22 protein-coding genes are annotated in these 21855 nt (G+C 56.6%); 14 read left to right on the top strand and 8 right to left on the bottom strand.

The features are described from left to right. Window positions 1-12: 12 nt before the first annotated feature. A complete protein-coding gene (locus HDF16_RS28065; protein ID WP_221313332.1) occupies window positions 13-795 on the bottom strand; it encodes a hypothetical protein in 783 nt (260 codons plus the stop codon). 91 nt (window positions 796-886) lie between these two features. Here HDF16_RS28065 and HDF16_RS28060 point away from each other — a divergent pair, with 91 nt between their 5' ends. The 4 genes from HDF16_RS28060 (at window position 887) to HDF16_RS28045 (ending at window position 3745) form a co-directional block, all read left to right on the top strand. Continuing rightward, window positions 887-1426 (top strand): hypothetical protein, encoded by a 540-nt coding sequence (locus HDF16_RS28060; protein ID WP_184223927.1) that lies wholly within the window; start codon window positions 887-889, stop codon window positions 1424-1426. A gap of 17 nt (window positions 1427-1443) precedes the next feature. Next, window positions 1444-2250 (top strand): helix-turn-helix domain-containing protein, encoded by an 807-nt coding sequence (locus HDF16_RS28055; protein WP_184223925.1) that lies wholly within the window; start codon window positions 1444-1446, stop codon window positions 2248-2250. A gap of 65 nt (window positions 2251-2315) precedes the next feature. Further along, on the top strand, window positions 2316-2855 hold the full coding sequence (locus HDF16_RS28050) for a YybH family protein (RefSeq protein WP_184223923.1): 540 nt from the start codon (window positions 2316-2318) through the stop codon (window positions 2853-2855). Further along, window positions 2843-3745, top strand: coding sequence for a helix-turn-helix domain-containing protein (locus HDF16_RS28045; RefSeq protein ID WP_184223921.1), 903 nt, complete (start codon window positions 2843-2845; stop codon window positions 3743-3745). The genes HDF16_RS28050 and HDF16_RS28045 overlap by 13 nt, the downstream gene beginning before the upstream one ends. Before the next feature lie 141 nt (window positions 3746-3886). Here HDF16_RS28045 and HDF16_RS28040 read toward each other — a convergent pair whose 3' ends face one another. Then, window positions 3887-4618, bottom strand: coding sequence for an SDR family oxidoreductase (locus HDF16_RS28040; protein ID WP_184223919.1), 732 nt, complete (start codon window positions 4616-4618; stop codon window positions 3887-3889). A gap of 193 nt (window positions 4619-4811) precedes the next feature. Then, window positions 4812-5693, bottom strand: a complete 882-nt coding sequence (locus tag HDF16_RS28035; RefSeq protein WP_184223917.1) for an AraC family transcriptional regulator — start codon at window positions 5691-5693, stop codon at window positions 4812-4814. Window positions 5694-5842: 149 nt separating this feature from the next. On the opposite strand from HDF16_RS28035, the gene HDF16_RS28030 reads away from it, so the two are divergent. Beyond that, on the top strand, window positions 5843-6583 hold the full coding sequence (locus tag HDF16_RS28030; RefSeq protein ID WP_184223915.1) for an SDR family oxidoreductase: 741 nt from the start codon (window positions 5843-5845) through the stop codon (window positions 6581-6583). A gap of 350 nt (window positions 6584-6933) precedes the next feature. On the opposite strand, the gene HDF16_RS28025 is transcribed toward HDF16_RS28030, so the two are convergent. The 3 genes from HDF16_RS28025 to HDF16_RS28015 all read right to left on the bottom strand — a co-directional run bounded on the left by HDF16_RS28025 (window position 6934) and on the right by HDF16_RS28015 (window position 9118). Beyond that, complete coding sequence (locus HDF16_RS28025) at window positions 6934-7734, bottom strand: NAD(P)-dependent oxidoreductase (RefSeq protein WP_184223913.1); 801 nt, start codon at window positions 7732-7734, stop codon at window positions 6934-6936. A gap of 63 nt (window positions 7735-7797) precedes the next feature. Next, complete coding sequence (locus HDF16_RS28020) at window positions 7798-8178, bottom strand: MerR family transcriptional regulator (protein ID WP_221313330.1); 381 nt, start codon at window positions 8176-8178, stop codon at window positions 7798-7800. 160 nt (window positions 8179-8338) lie between these two features. Next, window positions 8339-9118 carry an SDR family NAD(P)-dependent oxidoreductase gene (locus HDF16_RS28015; RefSeq protein WP_184223911.1) on the bottom strand — a complete coding sequence of 260 codons (780 nt, stop codon included), beginning with the start codon at window positions 9116-9118 and terminating at the stop codon, window positions 8339-8341. Window positions 9119-9290: 172 nt separating this feature from the next. On the opposite strand from HDF16_RS28015, the gene HDF16_RS28010 reads away from it, so the two are divergent. From HDF16_RS28010 to HDF16_RS31450, 9 genes are all read left to right on the top strand, one after another. Then, window positions 9291-10154 (top strand): AraC family transcriptional regulator, encoded by an 864-nt coding sequence (locus HDF16_RS28010; RefSeq protein WP_246410379.1) that lies wholly within the window; start codon window positions 9291-9293, stop codon window positions 10152-10154. Window positions 10155-10946: 792 nt separating this feature from the next. Next, a complete protein-coding gene (locus HDF16_RS31045) occupies window positions 10947-12503 on the top strand; it encodes a hypothetical protein (protein ID WP_246410371.1) in 1557 nt (518 codons plus the stop codon). A 94-nt stretch (window positions 12504-12597) separates the two neighbouring features. After that, entirely contained in the window at window positions 12598-12816 is a 219-nt protein-coding gene (locus tag HDF16_RS32295; protein ID WP_432432304.1) for a Rieske 2Fe-2S domain-containing protein, read from the top strand. Beyond that, window positions 12725-12946, top strand: a complete 222-nt coding sequence (locus HDF16_RS28000; protein ID WP_432432303.1) for a PqqD family protein — start codon at window positions 12725-12727, stop codon at window positions 12944-12946. The genes HDF16_RS32295 and HDF16_RS28000 overlap by 92 nt, the downstream gene beginning before the upstream one ends. A gap of 18 nt (window positions 12947-12964) precedes the next feature. Next, on the top strand, window positions 12965-13909 hold the full coding sequence (locus tag HDF16_RS27995; protein ID WP_184223907.1) for a hypothetical protein: 945 nt from the start codon (window positions 12965-12967) through the stop codon (window positions 13907-13909). A 5-nt stretch (window positions 13910-13914) separates the two neighbouring features. Then, window positions 13915-14334 (top strand): phosphotransferase, encoded by a 420-nt coding sequence (locus HDF16_RS32290; protein ID WP_184223905.1) that lies wholly within the window; start codon window positions 13915-13917, stop codon window positions 14332-14334. Between the two features lie 20 nt (window positions 14335-14354). Beyond that, window positions 14355-14729 carry a lasso peptide biosynthesis B2 protein gene (locus tag HDF16_RS27985; protein ID WP_184223903.1) on the top strand — a complete coding sequence of 125 codons (375 nt, stop codon included), beginning with the start codon at window positions 14355-14357 and terminating at the stop codon, window positions 14727-14729. Window positions 14730-14741: 12 nt separating this feature from the next. Next, window positions 14742-16640, top strand: a complete 1899-nt coding sequence (locus HDF16_RS27980; RefSeq protein WP_184223901.1) for an asparagine synthetase B family protein — start codon at window positions 14742-14744, stop codon at window positions 16638-16640. Between the two features lie 78 nt (window positions 16641-16718). Then, window positions 16719-16853, top strand: a complete 135-nt coding sequence (locus HDF16_RS31450; RefSeq protein WP_281383587.1) for a hypothetical protein — start codon at window positions 16719-16721, stop codon at window positions 16851-16853. Window positions 16854-16898: 45 nt separating this feature from the next. Here the strand turns inward: HDF16_RS31450 and HDF16_RS27975 are convergent, their stop codons facing one another. Together HDF16_RS27975 and HDF16_RS27970 are read right to left on the bottom strand one after the other, a co-directional pair. Continuing rightward, window positions 16899-19307, bottom strand: a complete 2409-nt coding sequence (locus HDF16_RS27975) for a hypothetical protein (RefSeq protein WP_184223898.1) — start codon at window positions 19305-19307, stop codon at window positions 16899-16901. A gap of 67 nt (window positions 19308-19374) precedes the next feature. Beyond that, window positions 19375-21855 (bottom strand): TonB-dependent receptor domain-containing protein (locus tag HDF16_RS27970; RefSeq protein WP_184223896.1); only part of this gene is annotated, 2481 nt, incomplete at its 5' end.

Genomic DNA, 21855 nt, shown 5'->3' with positions numbered 1-21855 from the left:
ACCGGTTCTAGCTTATAGCAACCACTTGTCCACTACAAAGCGCCAGGCACCTACATGAGAGGCGATGACGGCGAATGGCGGCATCGTGGCGACGAGGAGCGGGACGCCCCATCGGTATGCACGGTGAATGGAACCTCTACTCAACACGTCGTAGATCGGGCCGGCAATATAAAAGCATAATGCGATTCCAAGAGTCAGCGGATTGATCCCATGCAGGAGCCTGCCGAAAGCAGGGAAGAAGAACAGCTGCGTTGACATGAGGATCAGGCGCTTGTGCGTCTCTGCATCTTGCCGAAGTCGCAGACCAAAGTAGATGAAGATCGCGAAGAGCGCCATCTGGCTGAAAGACACAGCCAACAGACTGTACCCATCAGGGAAGGGGAAGAATCGCCCTTGACGCGCCTGGCGGAGCGCGATGGCGGATCCGGACACCACGACACCTGAGGCGAGCAACCCACCAAGGATGCCCAGGCTGCGATGCAGCTTCATCTGTCCATACATCGCAAGCAGGTTCTGAAGCAGGTAGAACACGATCCATCCGGTGAATACTGCTCCATGAACATGGACCCAGAACGGAATTGCAGGACTGTGGAAGTAAGTCTTTGCATAGTAGGTCTTCATAAAACCGGCGAATACGCCAGCTGCCATCGCAAAGGCCATTCCCGTATAGAAGCGATGATCCACTTGCCGCCTGCGGGCTGCCTGTACAACGCTCTGAGTGCCCAACATTACAGTTCCACTTGCCATCGCTCGCTCCTCTTTTCCGCCGTTCTGGAGGAAGAGTAGAAGCGCCACTCTGGCTCCTGATAGTAAGAACGCGACAATCTTCTGCTTCATGTCGGGTTTGTACTAGGCTCGGATTGATCCGGCTCGATACGCTTCGAGCATGAAAACTTCTTCGACTTCCCGCCGCAGTTTCCTCGTCGCTGGGACCGCTCTCGCCGCAGCATCTTTCCTCCAGGCAGAACCTTCAATCAGCTCTCCGGCTAACCGTGCAGTGGCGGAAGAGTTCCTGAGCAAATGGATCCAGGCCTGGAACCAACACGACGCCCATCAACTCGGCCTCCTACAAACGCTTGACGCAAACACCGTCAACCGTTTCGGTACGCTGGTCCAGGGTCGCGCCGCGGTCGAGAAGGCCCTCAGCTTCCTGCACAACCCCGGAGGACCGTATCATGACGTCACCGCGCCGGCCCTGCAACTGATCGACGTTCGACAGATTGCGCCGAACGTGATCATTCTGCAGGCAAGCTGGAAGAGCCCGGTAATGAATCCTGACGGCAAGCTCGATCTGGCGAAGGAGGACGAGATGCTTGTGTCGTACACTTTGCTGAAAGTGGGCAGCGAGTGGAAGGCTGCTCAGATGGACCTGCACAACGTCGAGAAGATGGATCTTCCTTACTCGAGCCCAGGACAGAGACCTTAGCCTGTCATGGAGGCACGATGCTGACAACGCAAAGCGCAATTCCGGATGCGGTTCTGGAGCCATTTGTCCACTGTTATGTGCGGCGCGTCTCGAAGGCCGGCGAGGTCATTGAACCGGTGTTTCCTCGCACGGCCACAATGCTCATCTTCCAGTTCGCGGCAGTCTATGAGGTTAAGGAGTACGAGACGGAACAGCGCCGCCGTTCCTGGGCAGCAACCGTTGTCGGGCCTATAGCTGCACGCAGAACGCGTCTGATACTGCGCGATCATGTGGATTCGCTCGACGTTTTGTTTCGGCCGTTGGGCATGTACCGTCTGTTTGGCGTGCCGATTTCGCCGCTTGCTGGCGGGGGCGCGGAAGGACATGCGGTATTCGGGCCGCAGATCTCGTCGCTGTATCAACGTCTCGGGAATGCGGAAAGCTTCGCCGATCGCGTGCGGCTGCTGGACCGATTCTTCCTCCATCGGCTGCAGCAAGCACGTCCGCTCGATCCGACCGCTCGCGCCATGCACCGGTTGGCCTTAGGCAGATGCAACGTAGGGGACGCCGCAAGAATGATCGGGATCAGCGAGCGTCAGTTTGAGCGAAGGTCCCAGCAGTGGGCCGGAGTGTCTCCGAAGGCCCTGGCCAGGGTCTCTCGCTTTCAGCGTGCCATCGCGGAGTACAGGTCAAGCCGCGGCAGTTGGCTCGACATCGCTCATAACGTCGGCTACTACGACCAGATGCACATGGTGAGAGACTTTCATGATCTGGGAGGCGGTGCTCCGACCCAAGTCGTCAAAGCGATCGCGGATGAGCATCTGATCTCGTTCTGTTGTGGATGACAGAACCATCCAAAATGTCGCACCGGTACTATTACCGGTGCGGCTCGGATACCTATCCTGGCCTCATGACTACTTCGGTCTCCAATCGCCGCTCGTTCTTTCTCTCCGCAGTCTCCTTGGCAGGTGCCGCGGCTGTCTCTTCAAACTTGATCGCCCAGCCCGCGCCAACCAATCTGACTGCATTCCTCAAAACCTACGATGATGCCTGGGCGAGTCACGACCCGCTCGCTATCGCCATGCTGCACTCAGCAGACGTCCTGGTCGTCAATCGTTTTGGCTCCATGCTGGAAGGCCGCCCCGAGCTGGAGCGGGCGATGCAATTTCTGCACGCGGCGGGAGGTCCATTCCATGCCGTCACTTTCCCCCGTCAGGAACTTCTCGTAAGCCGTATGCTGAAGACCGACATGGCCACTCTCCACGCCAGATGGAAGAATCCCACCATGGGCCCCGGCGATCAGCTTGCTCACGGCAATCAAACGCCGTGGGTCGACCTGCTCTCCACCTACCTCCTTGCCCGGCAGGGCGATACCTGGCAGATCGTCCAGCATGATCTCCACAGCGTCGACCCCATCAAGTTCCCCTTCAAGACCAAATGGAACGGGTAGACGTCGATCTCGCGACCACCGCGCCGCATCCGGCGTTGCGCCCCTTCGTGCGCTACTACTCTCAGCGCCGCATTGTCCCAGGAGACGATCTCCAGGAGCCCGTCACCGCACGCCTCGGCGGCCTCCTCGAATTCCACTTCGCGAGCCTTTATCGCATTCCTATCGTCGGCACAGACCACTTCGAGTCCTGCGCTCCCATGCTCGTCGTCGGGCCCATCACCTATCGTCGCCTGCAGCTTACCGCCGACGGCACAGTCGAATCGCTCACCGTCATGTTCCAACCTTTCGGCATCTATGAGCTATTCGGCATACCCACCCGACTCCTCACCGAACACGCCGTCGAAGCCCACTCCCTCCTTGGCCGATCCATCTCGCAGCTCTACGATGCCCTTGGCGAGGCTCGCTCGTTCAGCAGCCGTGTCCGACTGCTCGACCAGTTCCTGCTCAGACGACTGTCCTCCAGCCACCAGATGCGCGTCTCCCACTGGAGCCAGTCGCTTACCTTCGTCGCGCAGGACCGCGGCGCACACACCGTCCGCGAACTCGCCGCATCGCTCAACACCAGCCCCCGCCAGCTTGAGCGGAGGTCTCTCGAAATCGCCGGCATGTCGCCTCAGACCATGGCCCGCGTCGCTCGTTTCGTCCATGCTCTGCGCCTCAAGCGAGCCTCGAGCAACAAACGCGTCACCTGGACCGAGATCGCTCACGCCTCCGGCTACTACGACCAAATGCACCTCATCCGAGACTTCCGTCTCATGGGAGGAGCCACGCCCACCGCTCTCACTCATCAGCTCCAGTCGCACCATGGTGCATCGCTGCTGCTTCGGCCGAGCGCAAAGAACTCGGATCTCAGCGAACCTTTTGACAATCAACGCGTATCTCGTCAGTGAGACTTCGGTCTTCTCAGTTAGTGCGAAATCGACGATGCACCCATTGACAAGCGATCACGATATGCATTCGTGGTGGGTGCGACGCAACGAAAGAGCGGAGCCCATAGGACTCCGCTCTTTCTCGATTTAAACGATCGCAAACTACCAACCGTACGCGCCGTCCTTGTGGAAGAAGCCTGCAGTCGGGCCGTCTTCGCCGATCTGTGCATACTTCACGATTGCAATGGCGCCCTCGGCTGCCGTCCCCGGACCACTGTGGTTGTTGAGGTCCGTGGCGACGTAGCCGGGGCAAACCGAGTTAACCTTTGCTTTCGTGTCCCGCAGTTCCCACGCCAGGTTTACGGTGAACATGTTCAGCGCTGCCTTTGACGCGGTATACCCGAGCGGCTTCACACCGTAAAACGGCGAGTCGGGGTTGGTGTTGATCTCAAGAGAACCGAGACCGCTGGAGACGTTCACAATGCGCGCCGCGGGCGCTGCCTTCAATAGCGGGAGCAGCGGCTGCGTAAACTCCACTGTGCCGAAGAAGTTCGTGTTGAAGATTCGCTTGATGGCGTCGATCGAGGCCGTGCTAGCAGGCGCATCGGCCCCCGTCATGTCGGCAACGCCAGCGTTGTTGACCAGCACATCCAAGTGGCCAAACTCCTTCAAAATCTTCCCAGCAAGTGCAGTCGCGGTTTCGTGCGCGCGCTCCAGATCGGCGTGCACGAATCTAACATCGAGCGCTTCGGCGCGCAGCTTTGCCGCTGCCTCTTCGCCACGGACGGTGTCGCGTGCGCCCAATAAGACAATGAATCCGGCTTTGCCAAGCGCCCGCGAAACCTCCAACCCAATGCCCTTGTTGGCGCCCGTCACCAGAACTACCTTTGCCATGCATCATCTCCCGTAACGCTCGCTTGTTAGATTCTATGACGCGCGGAAAGATTCGACGACCACAGAAGCATCTGCACAGTTTTCGCGCAGGAAATGTGGATGGCGAACATGGCGATAATTTTCGTGCGCCAGCAAGTAGCAAGACGGTGAAGTTGGCTCCGTCCTTAGGAGATCACCGCCATCGCTGTGTCCGTCATAAACCTGAGGCAGTCCGTAGACGTTCCACGTCTTGCATGGGAGGAACTCCAAAAAGGCGGCGATATTCCCGGCTGAACTGGGAGGCACTTTCGTAGCCGACGCGTCGGCTCACTGTAGCTGCATCAAGCGACTCGCAAAGTAGCATACGGCGAGCCTCCTGGAGCCGCAACTGCTTCTGATACTGTAAAGGGCTCATGGACGTTACGGCCCGAAACCAACTATGCATGGCAGAAGGACTCATCCGCATCTCACGAGCAAGCTCTTCCATTTTGACTGGCCGAGCAACATTGCGTCTCAGCCATGCAAGACCAGCGGCCACACGCTCGACCTTGCCGCTGTCCGCAACCATGCGCCGCAACAGGCTACCCTGCTCGCTCAGGAGCAACTTGTAGAAGATCTCCCGTTTGACGAGCGGAGCGAGAACGTCGATCCGATCAGGTTTCTTGAGGAGCAGTGTGAGCCGTAACACCGCATCCAGCAAATCGTCGTCCATCGAGCCAATCATCAGGCCGGGACGCAGAGGCGGGGCGGTTTCGTGAGGCAGATTCGATTCGCGCATAAGCGAGGCGATCTCATCGAAATCCAGTACCAGGCTCAGACCCAGAAACGGCTTGGAACGACTGGCCTCCTCAATCTGCCCCACGAGCGGTAGGTCAAGGGAGACGAGCAGATATTTATTGGGGTCGTAGCGGAATCGTTGTTCATTGAGCAGAGTGGACTTTGCGCCCTGCGCAACGACACACAACACCGCCTCATGCAGCGAGTTCCGCGGCACATCAGTGGTGGAATATCGGGTAAGGAATAGTCCTCCTATCGCGGTGGCGTGAGAGCCTTCTCGCGGACACATATCGTCAATCAATTCAGCTAGCCTGGTCATCTCGCCCATATCATCCCATACTTATTGAACGACACGAATCGACCTGCGATCCATCAATTTGGCGGAATAGGCAATACTTCTGTCGGATCATTCAATTCGTTGCAAGCCTGGTGGTCGTCTAACTGACTATATTGAGAGGAGCGTCACGAATGGGAAAGTTGGATGGAAAGATCGCACTGATAACGGGCGGAAGTGAAGGCATAGGATTCGACACGGCGAAGGAGTTCCTGCTTGAAGGAGCTTTCGTGTTTATCACGGGACGGAGGAAGCCTGAGCTTGATAAGGCTGTCCAAGCGCTTGGGCATGGCGCGGCGGCAATCCAGGCGGATGCTGGGAAGCTCGGCGATCTGGATCGCATGTACGCGGAGATCAAAGAGAAGAAGGGCAAGCTCGACGTTGTGTTTGCCAACGCCGGTATCTATGAACAGATGCCATATGACAAGGTGACCGAAAACTTCTATGACACCTGTGTCGATATCAACGCGAAAGGAGTTTTCTTCACGGTTCAGAAGGCGATTCCGTTGATGGACAAGACGGGGTCGATCATCCTGAATGGCTCTTTCATAGGTAGTTCAGGATTCCAAGGGATGTCCGTATACGGAGCAACCAAGGCTGCTGTGCGTAGCTTTGCCCGCACGTTCACCGCTGAGTTGAAGGGTCTGGGTCCCCGAGTCAATGTCATCAGCCCGGGTCCAATCGACACAGCAGGCAATGCATCCACGATGGGCGCGATTAAAGAAGTTCGGGAATACGTCACGAACATGGTTCCCATCACTCGCATCGGCAAAGGCAGCGACATCGCCAAGGCTGCCGTTTTCCTTGCGTCTGACGATTCCAGCTTTGTGGCCGGCGTAGAACTGTTCGTCGATGGCGGTATCAATGCAGTCTGATAGGGAGCAAGGGTGCGGCTTGCTTTTTGTCTTTCCGTGTTAACCAGTTTGGTGATGGATGTGAGTTCTCCTCATACCCTCTTCGGTCCGGAAAGATCGAAGGGGGCTTCTCCGGGAGCCCGCAAAATCACCGGACGAATCCTAGGCAAGACCAGGCGCAGTTAGGCAGCCTTATTTTTAATCTCGGCTTCTCAGAACTGATTCCTGCGGTAGGCTTCTGCTTGTTCTGCCTCAGAGTAAGCAGGACGGCCTTCATGAGAATGCCGAGGTGGTCGGAGAGAACAAGGCGCAGAACGAAGGGTCGCTGAGCCTCCACCGCGGCGGCATGGAGCCTATCGAATCGAACTGCTCTATAGCAGAGAAAGAATGGTTTTTGCCATGGGCGAAGCTACTTGGTGCTGCTGTGCAATAGCCTCGAACAGTCCAAGATCCTTCTTGGGAATGTTGGATTGAGAGAAAGTCGGCTGCCTCTCAGCAATGCGGTTACCATAGCTCTGGTAAATCGGAGACGGAAAAAGAGTTTGTGTCAGCATATCGACGACCGCCTGCATGTCGCCACCCGTGACATCAATCAGGCGGAGCGCTTCAGTGAGAAAACGGGTCGCCGATATCAACAGAAAGTTACCGACGATCTTCACCATCGTAGCCGCTCCGATCTCCTCACCGAAGTCGAAGACTCCTTGAGCGCCCATCGCTACTAGGAGAGGACGTATACGATCCTTCGCAGACTGCGATCCGGCGACGGGCATCCAAAGCTTCCTTGCGACCGCTGCCTCGTGCCTTCCGAACACTGGTGCCTCCACATAGGTACATCCATGACGTGCGTGCAGTTCCGCCAGACGCTTTGCGGCGGCGGGCAAACATGTACACATGGAAATATGAACGCCTCCCGATCCAAGTCGTTCGAGGAAGCCGGGGCTGGTCACGACGCTCTCAACCACCTCCGCATCCCATAGTACGGAGATGATGACGCCACCAGACTCTATGACCTCGATTGGAGCGGAGACAACAGTTGCGCCACGTTGCTGCAAGAGTTCGGTTTTAATCTGCGTCCGGTTGTAGACGGTTAGGGCGTAGCCGCTCTCCAGCAGGTTGATCGCCATGGGCGATCCAAGGTCGCCTAGTCCGATAAATCCAATCCGTTCGCTCATTTCTCTTCTCCTCACCTAAAACGTTACGTTAACGTCATGTTTAAGGCAAGAAGCTTCAAACGACTATGAATCATTTAGCCACTGATCAAAGCGGTCGATATGGGCCTGCAAATCGGATCGAAATTTGGTCAATGCCGTAATTTTCTCATCGGTTTGTGACAGGTGTTGCCTCAGGATGGAAAGCACTTTTCGCTTGGCGCTCCTCCGCGAAGGGTCTGAAAAGTAAAGATCTATAACGCCGGAAACTTCTTCAAGAGTGAGCCCTAGACGTTTGAGCTGATCGATCTTTTCCAAACGTGCGATCGAGGCTTCCGGGTAATAATGTTGACCATTTCCTTCGCGTTCACCTTTTGGAAGGAGGCCGAGCCGCTCATAGTGGCGGATTGTCCTGAGGGTGACACCCGCGCGTCCTGCCAGTTCGCCAATGCGCATCCACTCGGACATGAAATAGGTATATCGTTTCCTCGATAAACAAGCTACGCGGGTGTTGATCTGATCTAAGCAACGGTTGGAATTGGATGCCGTTACGCTCTGGCTATACCAAGTACATTCATCTTGACCCGGTTGTGTTCTCAGTACAAGAACACAACCGGGCAAGCAGATTCTAGATCAGCGTGCCACCCGAGACCTCGATGCGCTGAGCGTTCACCCAGCGATTCTCCTCGGAAAGAAGCGAGGCGATCATGGGGCCGATGTCGTCGGGTTGTCCGACACGTCCCAGTGCCGTCAGCCCGGCGATCTGCTTGTTGACTGCAGGGTTGTCACGCACCATTCCACCGCTGAAATCCGTCGCGATGGCGCCTGGAGCCACGGTGTTCACGGCAATGCCGCGTGGACCAAGTTCTTTCGCCAGGTATCTCGTAAGCACTTCGACGGCACCCTTCATGGAGGCATAAGCGGAACTTCCCGGAAAGGCAAACCGGGCCAGTCCCGATGAGATCATCACGATTCTTCCGCCATCGTTCATCAGCGGCAGAAGCTTCTGCGTGAGGAAAAAAACACCCTTGAAGTGAACGTTGTAGAGGCTGTCGAAGTCCGCTTCCGTTACCTTGTCGAATGGCGCATGATGGGATGTGCCAGCGTTATTGACAAGATAGTCGAAACGTTCCGCTCCCATCTCCACAAGGCTTGCCGCTACGCTTTGTACAAACGCATCGAAGGTCCTGATCATGCCGGCGTCAAGTTGGAGCGCAATGGCCTTTGCTCCCGTCTCGTTCACTTCGGTGATGAGCGTATCGGCTTCTGCACGATTCGAGTTGTAGGTGAAGATAGAGCTTACGCCCCGCCGGGCCAGGTTCAGCACTGTGTTGCGCCCTAGTCCCCGGCTTCCGCCGGTGACGATGGCGATCTTCGCGCCCGTATTTGCTGCAGTTGATTCAGTCATAGTTCGCTCCTGTGATCCGTGTTCTCTCCAAGAGTACGTTTTCACATATCGATAGAGATATACCGGAACTTTCCCATTTCTTGCCCATTCCTGCTCGATGGTTTAGCGTGGAGGTCGGAAAGAAAAGTCTAGAAGGGGTGATTCCTTGTCAGAATGCCTAGCGGAGCTTGTCTTGCGCTATACCGAAGCGCAACCTGGCCAAAGTCCCTTCTTCACCTGCATGGAAAGGCTGACCATCCTGCGCTCTGACCACCAGCGCCGGGCTAATCATCTCATCTACAAGCCCTCTCTCTGTATTACCGTTCAGGGAACGAAATCAGCCACCTTCGGCGACCAGTGCCACTCCTACAGCGCTGGGCAGGCTCTGCTCGTCAGCGTCGAAATGCCTGGATTCGGCACCGTCACGGAGGCAAGCCCCACAGAGCCTTATCTAGGGGTCATCCTCGAACTCGACCTTGCCACTCTGCGGGCCGTTGCGAGTGAACTTGCTGACCTGCCCAGGCCCAGCGAGACCCTGAGCTGTGGTGTCTTTGTCACCGACTTCGACGGTCCTCTTACCGAGTGCACGCTCCGTCTAGTCCGTCTGCTCGATACGCCGGGCGCTATTCCGGTGCTCTATCCATCCATCATGCGCGAGATCTCTTACTGGCTGCTTTCTGGCCCTCACAGCGGGGAGATCGTCAGGATGACACTGACCAACAATCACCAGCATCGCATTCTTCAGACCATCCACTTCCTTCGCGACCACTTCGCGGAGTCAATCCGGATCGGCGACCTTGCGGCGATTGCGCAACTCGGTCCATCAGCCTTTCACCGCCAGTTCAAGGCGGTCACCTCAATGACCCCGCTTCAATACCAAAAGCAACTGCGCCTTATGGAAGCTCGGCGCCTGATGACCGCCGACGCAACGAATGTCGAGAAGGCCGCTTTTCAGGTCGGTTATGAGAGTCCCTCACAATTCAGCCGTGAATACGGCCGTATGTTCGGCATTTCTCCGCGACGCGACGTAAACCTACTCAGGAGCACCGCTGCTTGATGAACGTCCTAGGCGTTCGGACAGGCCATCGGGCGAGGTTCTTGGGCGCCCGATAGGCCAACTTCGTGTCAGGCGTGTCCCGATACCAGACGATTTGTCATCCATCGTAGGGGCAGTATCTTTATGCTGCGGCACGATATCAGCGTCTCTCAAACATTTTTATGGACAGCACACTACGGGTGCAGTGCCCGGCTTCTTTTGTACCAGTGGAGTTGGTACAAACTGGGATCAAAGGAGCGTTGTATGGCACGAGGGAAGAAGCATGGTCCAGAGCAGATGGTGAACCTGCTGGGTCGGCAGCCACAACGGAAAAAGTGGCCGTTAGGCTCTACAGGGCGCGGCCGAAGGACGCGCTTCATCCTGCCATCGGCGTCGACTCACACATCCACTTCAACTCTGCCCTACGCCTCTTAGGACGGCGCTTCCGTAGAACATAGGCTTCCAACAAACTCTTGCCCGCTCGAGGCTGCAAATCGCACCGTTATGTTGACGATGCCCGGTCTGGGACTAATCGTGCGGGTCGCTCAATTCTTCTGGGAGGCCATCCGTCGTTGGGTTGATCGGCTATTCCGTTCTCTTGCGGATTCCGGCGAATCAAGGCAGACTTGCAACAAAGATCTTCGTTAGGAAGCGCTCGATTCCAGCAATATCTGGCAAGGAGCGGAAGTTTCCGCATTTAGCTCGTTCCAAGAACACGGAAACACGTGTGCGCGTTTCTTGATGGGCACAGGCCGCAAGTTCCACAATGTCGCGTCTCCGCAGTTGAGTTTTCTTGAGGAGAGGGCCATCTTCTTGTATCGAACAGTTCCCCGCAGTGAGATCTTTGATGCCCTTGAGCATCTGCGTGCCCTACATCGGCAGAGTAGGCCATCGAACGAACGCGAGCGCCACGCCGCCGAGCGTCGGGAACTCCTTACTAAGAACCTGCTTTCGAATCTCCACCGCACGCAAGATCATCCCACACTAAGGATGCTGCTCGAAATCGCGGATGCGCTCTCGTTGACGATCGAGGGTGCCCATCGGCTTTTCGGTTACGACTTAGCTGAGATCAGGGAATATGATCGGCAACTCAATGGGAGAAGAACCCGGATTGTCGAGTCCTATACCTTCGAACGAGACCGCTTGTCGGATGTTCCGCTCGATCTTGCGCCACCCGAGAGTTTTGCATCGGACGGGACGCTTCGGGATTTGGTGCGAACATGGCAGCGCGATGTTCCGGCGCGCTCATTGAGGGGAACGACTTGGCGCCGTCCTGGGGTGTTCTACGTTCACGTCGGCACTGAGGACAGCCTTGGATCGAGCCTCCCTCCGGGATCGATTGCATTGGTTGAGCCGATTGAGGAGGACGAGATGCGACAACCGCATCCGCGCTCCATCTATCTGCTTCAATTCCGCAACGGCTACCGTTGTAGCGGCTGCATGGTCATCCGGAGCAAGCTCTACCTTCTGACCCCGGAACGAACCTACGCTGGCCCGCAGGAGTTCGCCTATCCCGGCTCTGTTCGCATCGCTGGACGCATTCGGATGTTCGCTACTCGGTTGCCCTTGCCAGAGTATTCGACAATTTCTCTTGCTCAATACCAGGGTAGCGGCGAGCTCGTACTTCCCTGGGAACATCAGACTCGGGATCGGCTGCTTGCAACGAAATACAGAAGGTTCCAGCGATCACATGACGAAGAACAATCCATTCGACAGTTTCTTGAGACGGAACTGAAATCGAGGTTCAGCGAACGCACTTTGCGGCGGTATCGCAGCCCGGGTCGATCAGAGCCGCACGTTGATGTCCTTCTCACCCTGTCGTTGATGCACTCCGTGCGTTACACGGACGCCCTGCAATCCGGCGGCTACACAATTCGCGACACGGGCCGATTTTCGCTCGACTCTCTGCTGACAACGAAGAACTACGCCGACCTGTTGGTTCCACGCCAGATAGCGAGCACTCCGATGCCGCGAGAGGTTTGGGAGACTCGACGACAAGAGTTCGCTGAATGGCCATCGTTGCTTGCAGTAAGGTTTCCCCAGCTTCGTATCTGGGACGACCGCGTAATTCGATTGGCGCAGGAGAAAGCGATTGAAGGGCTGAGTCCAGCGATCAAGCCTGGAACTTGGATGCTTCTGGAGCCGCTATCAAGCGTCCCCGACACGCGCGTGGACGCTCGCAAGCGGGGTTGGTCACAGCCCATCTATGTGCTGCGCCGAGGGGTGGAAATTATTTGCGGACGGCTAGTGCGCGAGGGGAATCGTTTTGTATTGTTAGCAAATCCCAACGACGTTGGCTCGAAGATAGTGCTCGACGCCGATGACCTTCGCGATGTTAGCCGCGTCTCCGGCGTCGCGGTCCCGGTATAGCGACCACTTTGACGGAAGCGTAGATCTGGCCAAAAATCCATTGCAACGCACCAAGAGTGCTGCTCGTAAGTCCCTTTGATTCCGCGATTGAAGTATGTTTGGCCAGATACGCAGTTTCTCCTCGCACGGCAGCGACACCGAGGTAAGCTCGGTTCACGATTCAAGACCAATCGCTGCGAGGTGCGCTCATGATGAATGGCAGCTCTCATCTAAGGACCATCGTGAATCAAGACGGTGCCGCTGTCCTCGACACCAAGCTCGGGTCGATTGCGACGCTCAACTCGACCGGCGCCTATGTGTGGCAGAGCCTTGAGCGTGGCGACACTCTCGAAGTCATTATTGCCAATCTGTCTCGTGAAGCGGAAACACCCCACAAGACTGTGGAGCGCGATGTGCTCGAATTTGTCGAGGCATTGCGAGCGCAGCAGTTGTTATCCCATTGAGCATTGGAAGGAGAACGCATGATGCCTGCATTCCCCATCTGCTCAAATGAATACCGAGTCCTCATAGTGGACTCCATGTCTCGGGCTGTGTTCGTGCGTGAAGACCGAAGCGAGTATCGTCTGATTCGAGTTTGCGTGCCGACCGGAACCCGACCAGCGCAGCAGTTACAGAAAGCGCTTCGCGACGTATGGCGACTTCCGGTCTTGGTTCTCGATGTGATGATCCCGAAGGATGGCGATCGCCCCTGCGCGATCGCTGAACTCCTCCAAAGAGAAGCTGTTGAGGGCATTGCGTCCATCGGGCCTGACCAAATTCCAGACGAAGAATTATCTGCGCAGGAGCGAACATGGCTGCTCTCCGTCCTGAGTGGAGACTCAATTCATCCCATTGCAAGAATCGGCTGGGCTGATGACGCCGTTCAATGGGTTGAGGCCACAACAACGAGCAAAGTTTTGTCTAAGGCCGATATCGAGCAATTCAACGCTGGGAACGGATTCAGTCTCCTCTGCTTTCGTATGAACGATGGAGCGACGCATTGGCTGAAAGCAACCGGCGCACCGAACACTCAGGAGCGCTCCGTGTCGCTGCTGCTGACACGGTTATGCCGGGATTATGTCCCAGAAGTGGTGGCAGAAAGGCTGGAGTGGAATGCGTGGCTGATGCACAGCAGCGGACAGAGCCTCAGCAAGCTACCGCAGGAAGCACCCGAGGTAGAGCGCATGCTGCAAGTCGCAGTCAAATCCCTGGCCGGGTTGCAGATCAGAACGGTGGGTGCGGAACTCGACTTACTCAATGCCGGTGCTGTCGATCACAGAACGCATGTCTTGCGAAACGACGCGGAAGCGCTCTTCGCATACATCGACGAGGCGATGGGCTGTCAAACATCCACCAAAGTTTCACCCTTGGGCCGAAACGGCTTGGCGAGCTCAAGAATATTTTTGAATATACCTGCGACTACCTGAGCGAGGTGGACATTCCGGACACGGTCTTGCACGGAGATCTGAATGTCGACAATATCTTATTTGCCGGCACACATTGCGTGTTTATCGACTGGAGTGAAGCCTACGTTGGCAATCCTCTCGTGACTTACGAGCACCTTCTGCTCCTGAATCAGATCGAGGATCCATCCCTGAAGGCCTCCTGCAACCGGCATCTCCGGACCACCTATTTGAAGGCCATGTCGTCGATCTGTGACTTTAGAGTGCTCGAAGACGCTTTGCCTTTCGCTCCGATCATCGCGGCGGCCTCCACAATCCTCGGCAGGAAGGATTGGCTACAGACGCGAGAACGCAGCGATCCGCGGAAGTTCCCCTTGGTGAGAGCGATTGCGAGGCATCTGGACCGCGCTGCACAAGCGCCAAGTCTATTGAGAGCGTTCCTCGTTTGATCGATTTGGCCGGAGAGAACATGTTGCTACATGTAGCTGAAAGCTGGGTCTTATTGCTTTACTTCGATTGGCTGATGCACTTTCGTGGATTTCAGGAGATCCATACTGCTGTTCGTAACTCGCCGCCTCAAGCCGTTGACAATACCGCGCCAGATGGTGGCGAGCTATCCCGTGCGGTCGATCTTGCTTGCGTCTTCTACTTCAAGCCGGTGCTGTGTCTTCAGCGTTCGGCCGCGGCAACTGTTCTGCTGCGGCGGTATGGCTGGAACGCTGAGATGATTATCGGGGCGCAGTTGCTTCCCTTCCAGTCACACGCATGGGTCGAGATCGACGGGCGCGTGATCAATGACAAACCATACATAACGGAGATCTTTGAGGTCTTAGAACGTTGCTGAGGGAGGTATTCGATGAGCATCCTCTACGGTGTGTTGAAGGAACACGGAGTCGCTGCGACAGCTTCCGACTTGCAACGTCTTGGCGCTGACATGCAACGGTACGCGACCAGCACGGGATCAGTGATTCTTGACGACAGGCTCGGCATGGGAGTTCAACCTTACTTGAGCCATATGCGTTCGACATTGGAGCGAGGCCCAGTCGAGAGTCCTCATGACCGCTGCGCTCTTTCGTTCGACGGCCGTCTCGACAACTATGAATCTCTCTCAGAGGAGCTCGAAGTCGGACATCCGGAAACGCTCTCAGACTCGCAGATCGTTCTTGCGGCGTTCACTCGATGGGGCGAGTCCTGTTTCTCCCGCTTCATTGGAGATTGGGCTCTAGCCTTATGGTCAGAAGCGGATCAGTCGCTCTATCTTGCCCGCGACCATGCGGGCGCGAGATCGCTCTATTACCGTCATACGCGAAAAGAAACCGTATGGGGGACCTATCTAGAAGCGTTCCACGTGACGGACGATACGCTTCGGCTCTCGCATGACTACGCCGCTTGCTACATGGCTGGCCGCCCAGTGCGCGATCTGACCCCGTTTGAAGAAATCCGTTCAGTGCCGCCGGCCCATTTCCTGAAGGTCCGTAAGGGACTGCTCAGCCGGCATCAGCACTGGAATTCCACGGTCATGACCACAGTTCAGTACCGCACGGATACCGAGTATGAAGAGCACTTTCTCGCGCTATTTCGGAATTCGGTCGAGCGACGCAGCGGTCCTGGAGAACCTATCCTCGCGCAATTGAGCGGAGGCATGGATTCCACCGCGATCGTGTGTATGTCCGACTTCCTGCGCCGGCGCAAGCATCCCAACGCAGAGATTCTCGATACCGTGTCCTTCTACGACGACTCAGAGGCCTCACTTAATGAGAGACCGTACTTCTCCATCACGGAGGCGAGACGAGGGAGGGTGGGCGCGCACGTCAATACTGCCTTCTCTCAGCGGACCTTCGAGCCACATGATGGCAGTGGTGGCGTCTACCTGATGCCTGGCGCGGACAGCTTCTCCATCGAACAGGAACGCCGGCTCCATAATGCCGCGTGGAAAAGGGACTATCGCAGCGTGCTCTCTGGCATCGGAGGGGATGAGGTTTTGGGCGGTGTCCCCGACCCGCTGCCGGAACTCGCTGGTCATCTACTCTCAGGGAACGTCTCTCAACTGCTTCGCCGTTCCCTTGCCTGGTCTCTGGTGGATCGCAGCCCGCTTGTCGGAATGCTGTGGCGCACAGTCCGTTATACCGGCGGTCTCTATCTCAACCCAGGCCCGAAGGAAATCGATCTTCCACCGTGGCTTTCGCAATCACTGCGGGAGCGGGCGCTGCAAATCGAATCCGTCAAGGCGATGCTTCCTGCTCGAATCGGGATCGCACCGCACCGCATCGATAACAGCTTGGCCTGGTGGTTTGTCATGGAGACACTTCCGCATCTGTTTCCTCAGCTGCTTGTGCGGCCCGAGTATAGATATCCCTTCCTCGACAAGGACCTAGTGAGCTTCCTTTTTAGCGTTCCAAGGGAGCAGATTCTGCGTCCTGGCCGGAGACGTTTTCTGATGCGGAGGGCACTCATCAATATTGTCCCTCACGAGGTAATTGAGAGACGCCGCAAGGCCTTCCAGCTTCGGGCGCCACTGCACGCCGTTCAGCAGGCATCCGGAGTTCTCGAGGGGCTATTTGCAAACTCAATGATCGCCGATGCCGGGTTGGTTGATGGAGATAAGCTACGTCACTCGTTGCGCCAAACGGTTGAGGGCGACCCAAAATGGTGGCATTTGATTCTTCGAGCCACTGCATTCGAACTTTGGCTTCGCTCGATGCGCGGAGGGAGCGGAGAACGCGCCGGCGATGCTGGCCTAAGATTGATCGCCTGACGGCGGCCGACAAGATCCGCCTGCGCCGGTGCAAGTTCCAGCGACGACGGAAATTTGAAGACGAAACGAGGACTACCCATGCGCTATATCCAACCGAAGGTAACAGCAACGTTCAAGGCTACATCAACCATCAAGGGACCGAAGATCTTCACCCCGCACGAAGTCGGCACCACCCTGCTCAATTCCAACGCCGCCTACCAGGCGGACGAGTAGTTCGGAATTGCAGTTGACGTTAGAGCCGGCCCCGTCTCGCCTGATCTATGGGCGGGATGGGACCGGCGTCGTTCCAGCTGGGCTGGCGTAGCTTCGAGCGGTTGCAGCTCGAAGCTTGGCGAAGCCTCGCCAGCGCTCATATTGTGCCGCCTTCGCTGGGTCCGGGTCTTCATAGCCTTGCAACCAGAAGCGGAACCAGTCGACACTTCCCTGCTGAGACTCAAGGCGCTCCAAAGGTCTTTGATGAATATGGGTTCCCTGCGGGAAGTAGATGAGGTCGACCGGTTTGTTCTGTAGCCGCAGCGATGCATAGAGTTCCCACTCCTGAAGCACCGACAACGGATTGATTGCCTCGATGCGGACCGGTGCTTGTACCTGGTCAAGATGAAATCCTGGAGCCTCGTCGACCCATTTCTTCAATCCTTGCCCAAACGGAGTTGTCTGCCGTATCTGTGCCATTTGACTCTCAAGAGACTCCGAGCCGGCACCAAACATCAGATATTGCATGTAACTGTTGTCGAGTCCGTCGGCAATTGTCGCAGCCTTGAAGAGCTGAGGGTCTTTGATGATGGCATTGACTGCGTACCAGCAGGTCCAACTGAATCCGACTACGCCCACCCGGTTACGATCGACCATCCCCGCCGCGTCGAGACTATCAATTGCACTTCGGTAGCCTTCCAGATGCACCTCTGGATCGTCCTCCGACAAAGTATCCACCTGCCTCCTGACCTGAAGAACCACAAAACCCACGCTGGCAAGATGCCTCGCGGCAAATGCCGTCGGGTGAAGTCCATCGGTCATGAACTCAGCATCAACGTAGTTGTACATTTGCACGACTAAGGGATATCGCCGTCCGGATTGGTACCCAACGGGTTTTACAAGCAGCCCAGACCAGTGGTGGCCGCTCTTGTCGTCCCACTGATAATGAGACACCTCGCCAAAGCTCATATCCGCGAGTTGCGGATTAGGGTCCCAAGCCTCGCGGGCTTTCCCGGTATGGCGACTCGACACCCACAGCTTCGGCGGTTCATTAAGGCTCTGCCGGACCGATACCTGCACGTCCGAGATATCAGGATAGTCCAAGGCCGCAGACCCGGTGCTATTGTCAACGGCAGAGCCCTCCCCGGCAATATGCCAGCTATCTTGAAAGAATCGATAGCGTCGGGTCAAACGCCTGTTGGGCCTTTGTGTCAAAGTGACGATCGCCTCATCGTCACTGGCCCCAAAAGATACGTCCTCAATGTGGAATGCCGTTCGGTCAAGATCCTTCTCTTCAAAGAAGAGGCACCGGGGCTCAAACGACGGAAGGTCGAAGCTGGCAACGCCGCACGGCCGGTTTCTATCCAGCGGGTTGTCGTCGTGCGTTCCGAGAAACGTGTTGGTCGCCAGAACGCGCTTCTCATCAGTCGCCCAGGCCACCCGACTGTTATCGAAAGCATATCCGAGACTCCGTGCATTCGGTGCGTCCGTGAGCGGCGTTCGCTTGCCGGTTTCGAGGTCGATCAGCATGTACTGTAGCGGCCGCAAGACTTCGCCAGCGTTTGTTATTTGACCGTTCAGCTTAGGGAGAAGGCGGAGATATTCGGATCCCGTTACCGGTTCGAATCGCTGCCACGTATCTGGGATCGTCAAAACGGGCATAGGCGCAACTAGCTGGTGTCCCTTTGGAGACAACACGAATGGAAAGAGCGCCGAGAGATAGGTCATCTCGGTGCTCGGATCGCCCGGCACACGCCGGGCGATCCAGCGACCATTCGTATATTGGAGCACCGAGATGGCGAAAACCTCGGGTTCCAGAGTACCGAGCTGGCTAGGAAAGACCACATCCTGGATGCGGGCACCCGTCGCCACCAATGCGTCGGCGTTGACCCCAGCGATCTCTGAACTGTGCTTGTCGACAAGCGTGGATGCCTTATAGACCACTGTGTTTGCGACTACGCCGAAGCGGTCAACGCTCTTATTCGCGGGCGTCAGGGCCTGAGACCCACTTCCGTCTACACTGGCGAGATAGAGCTGGTAGGCTCCCGATCCGTTTTCACCCCGAAAGTAGATGCCCTTCCCGTCCGGCGACCACAGAATGTCTTTGATCACGGGCGCATAGGAGATTGTCTGCTCACGGTGAGGGTAGGAGACGATCGAGGCGACGATGCGCGGCTGAGGCCGAGCCCCCCCGCCCTCGAGGAACACAGAGAGTTCCTTGATTCGAAAGACTGTGAGGTCGGACTCGATCTCGTCTGTTGCAAGGAGGCCTTTGGTCGTAACGATCGCGACGTAGTCGCCACGCGGCGACGGCCTCGCCATCTCGCTGCCCACGATCGCAGGATCGAAGGATGGGTCGCTAAACCGCACCATCGCAATATCGTCTTTCACAGAGAACGAATGGCCGTATGCTTCTTTAGATAAAGGGCACAGCAGAGCGAAGACGATGGCGACGAAATGCACACGAAGGGTCATATCCAACTCCAAGGGTTGCGATGGGGTGAGTACAGAGAATTTGAGATGCGAGAGGAGAGGCCGGGCCTCAGAATGTCATTTTGAGGGCGAACTGCATTGATCGGGGACCACCCTGCTGATACTGCGACGCGACGGTTCCAAGGCTTGCGTTCAGCATCTGAGTCGCCTGACCGAAAGTCGCGTCGGTATAAGTCGGATCGACATACCCGAAGCTTGGATGGTTGAGCAGATTGAAGCTTTCGGCGCGAAAGTGGAGAACCAGCAGATCATGCAAAGGAAAGTCTCGCCGGAGCGCGAGGTTGACTTGGGAGCTTCCAAAGCCACGGATGAAGTTGCGTGGAGCATCACCCGCCGCTCCCGTTGCTGGCAGGCTGAACGCCGCCTTGTTGATCGCGCGGCCTCCCGGGTATTGCGATCCGTAAAGGTAGACCGGCTCACCCTGCACGAGATTGAGGTCTCCGGAGTATTCGTTTCCGTTTGCCGCATTGGTCGTAAGCGCTCCGCCAAGCGTCACGGGAAATGACGAGCGCGTACTGAGGCGACAATCCACACCCCAGTGGTTCAATAACAATGAAGGAACTCTCGAATCGAAGTTGTCAGGAAGCTCCCAGCTAAGACCTGCCTGCAGATTATTGCGTACGTCGAAGTCGGAGTTTCCTCGCTGTAGAGGCAGCGCGTTGGCATTCGACCCAAAGTCGAGTGAATGCGACCAAGTATAGGAAGCAAGTGCCTGAATTCCCTTGGCCACTGAGCGATGAAACTTTACCTGCAAAGACTGATAGTTCGAGGTCACGCCTGATGCGAGATACTGCACCTGATCGAAGTTGGGGTTGAGCGCGGATAAAGATTTCTGTTGCAGCCCGATTAGTCGTCGTCCTTCAGCCGCCACATAGGAAAGCGTCAGGGACTGATTCTTCCCAAGTGCCTGCTGCATACTGACGTTCCACTGTAGCGTGTAAGGCAGTTGCAGATGAGATGGAAACGCGGTGATCGTCCCGCTGGTATACGGTGCTGTCACGGAGACGGGAACGACGAGCTGGCTGGGGGTAAACGGAATCTCGGCCCCACTCTGCAGCGCGAATGACTGAAACCCGAGCCCGCTATATCCAAGCGACGCCACTTCATTCGCAGAGTCGAAGAATACGCCCCCGCCTGCGCGGAACACCGTTTCGTTTCCCGGCTGGTCGTGGACTGTCCATGCCATGCCCAACCGGGGAGCGAAGTTGTACCAGGCCGTCTTCCACAGCGAGGTGCCTTGGGGCGCGAGCGTGAGAGTCGCAGGATTATTGATATCTCCAAGCAACGTATACGCGTCCCGGCCGTGTTCCTCTGTTGGCGGTGGGTTCAGCTCCCAGCGAATGCCAAGCGAGAGGTGAAGCCGCTGGTGGACACTCCATTCGTCCTGCGCGAAGATGGCAGCTTGATTGAACAGTGGCGTAGCGGGAACGAAGTTGAAGACGTAGGGTAGGCTGGGCATGCCGCTGATCACCTCCTGCGCACTGAGGAAGATCGCATAAGGTTCCACTGTCGGCGGAGTGATCGGCGACTTGATGCGGCGGTAGTCCACCCCAAACTTCAGTGCGTGAACACCCTTCAGCAGACTCACCGTATCGATGACATTCCACTGCCTGCTTGCGTTGCGGCCGTTGTAAGCGGTCAATAAGGGAGATCCGATGTCTGAGATCGACATGACAATGACCGGCTCTGCCCGCTGATAGGAACCGGCTCCCATCGCAGCTCCAAGATCGATCGGAGTGGCGCCCCCAAAGTTGTCCAGCGCACCTATCTGCGCAGAGTCCGAACGCGCATATCCAAGACGAAACTCATCCGTAGTCTGATCGGACAACTGGACCGTTGCCCCGAGAGTGTAGCTTTGTGCGTTGCTACTGGTGGTTGTCCGGGCGAAGTACGGTCTGGCTACCGTAGAGCTCGGCGTGTCTCCAACCCGAAAAAAGAGAGCGATTTTGGGTCGAAGCGTGTGATCGATCCGTACGCTGGTCGAGTCAATCTTGCTGGGTAGCGAGAAGGGTGAGATGAACTGCGCAAGGTTCGGGTTCGCGGCGGTACCGTAGTCGATTCCGTTCGGCAGCGGAAAAGCATTCAAGATAGGGCGCATGGCATCAACTGCCTGCCGGCGCATGAAGTCGTCCGGAACGTATTGGATTGTTGCGGCCGTTGGCTGCGTCAGACGTAGGCCTTCATACGAAGCGAAGAAGAAGGTTTGGTTGCGTCCGTTATATAACCTAGGAAGCCAGACTGGACCACCCACCGTGCCGCCGAAATCATTCTGTCGCAGGGCAGGCGTCGGCTTGCCATAGTGAGAGTTGAACCAATCATTTGCGTCGAATACATCATTGCGAAGATAGTCGAACATGCTCCCGTGGAGGAAGTTGGTCCCAGCACGCGTTCCAAGGGAAAACTGACCTCCAGGCGATCGGCCAAACTCGGCAGAGTAGGTCGAACTCTGAACGCGGAACTCCTGCAATGCATCGACCGAGATCAGTGTCTGTGTGGTTCCGAGCGCAGTCGATCCGCCAAGCGTCCCCCC

The sequence above is a fragment of the Granulicella aggregans genome (assembly GCF_014203275.1).
Classification (GTDB): Bacteria; Acidobacteriota; Terriglobia; order Terriglobales; family Acidobacteriaceae; genus Edaphobacter.
Note: the sequence above shows the minus strand (reverse complement) of the source record. Positions and strands in the feature narration are given on the sequence as shown.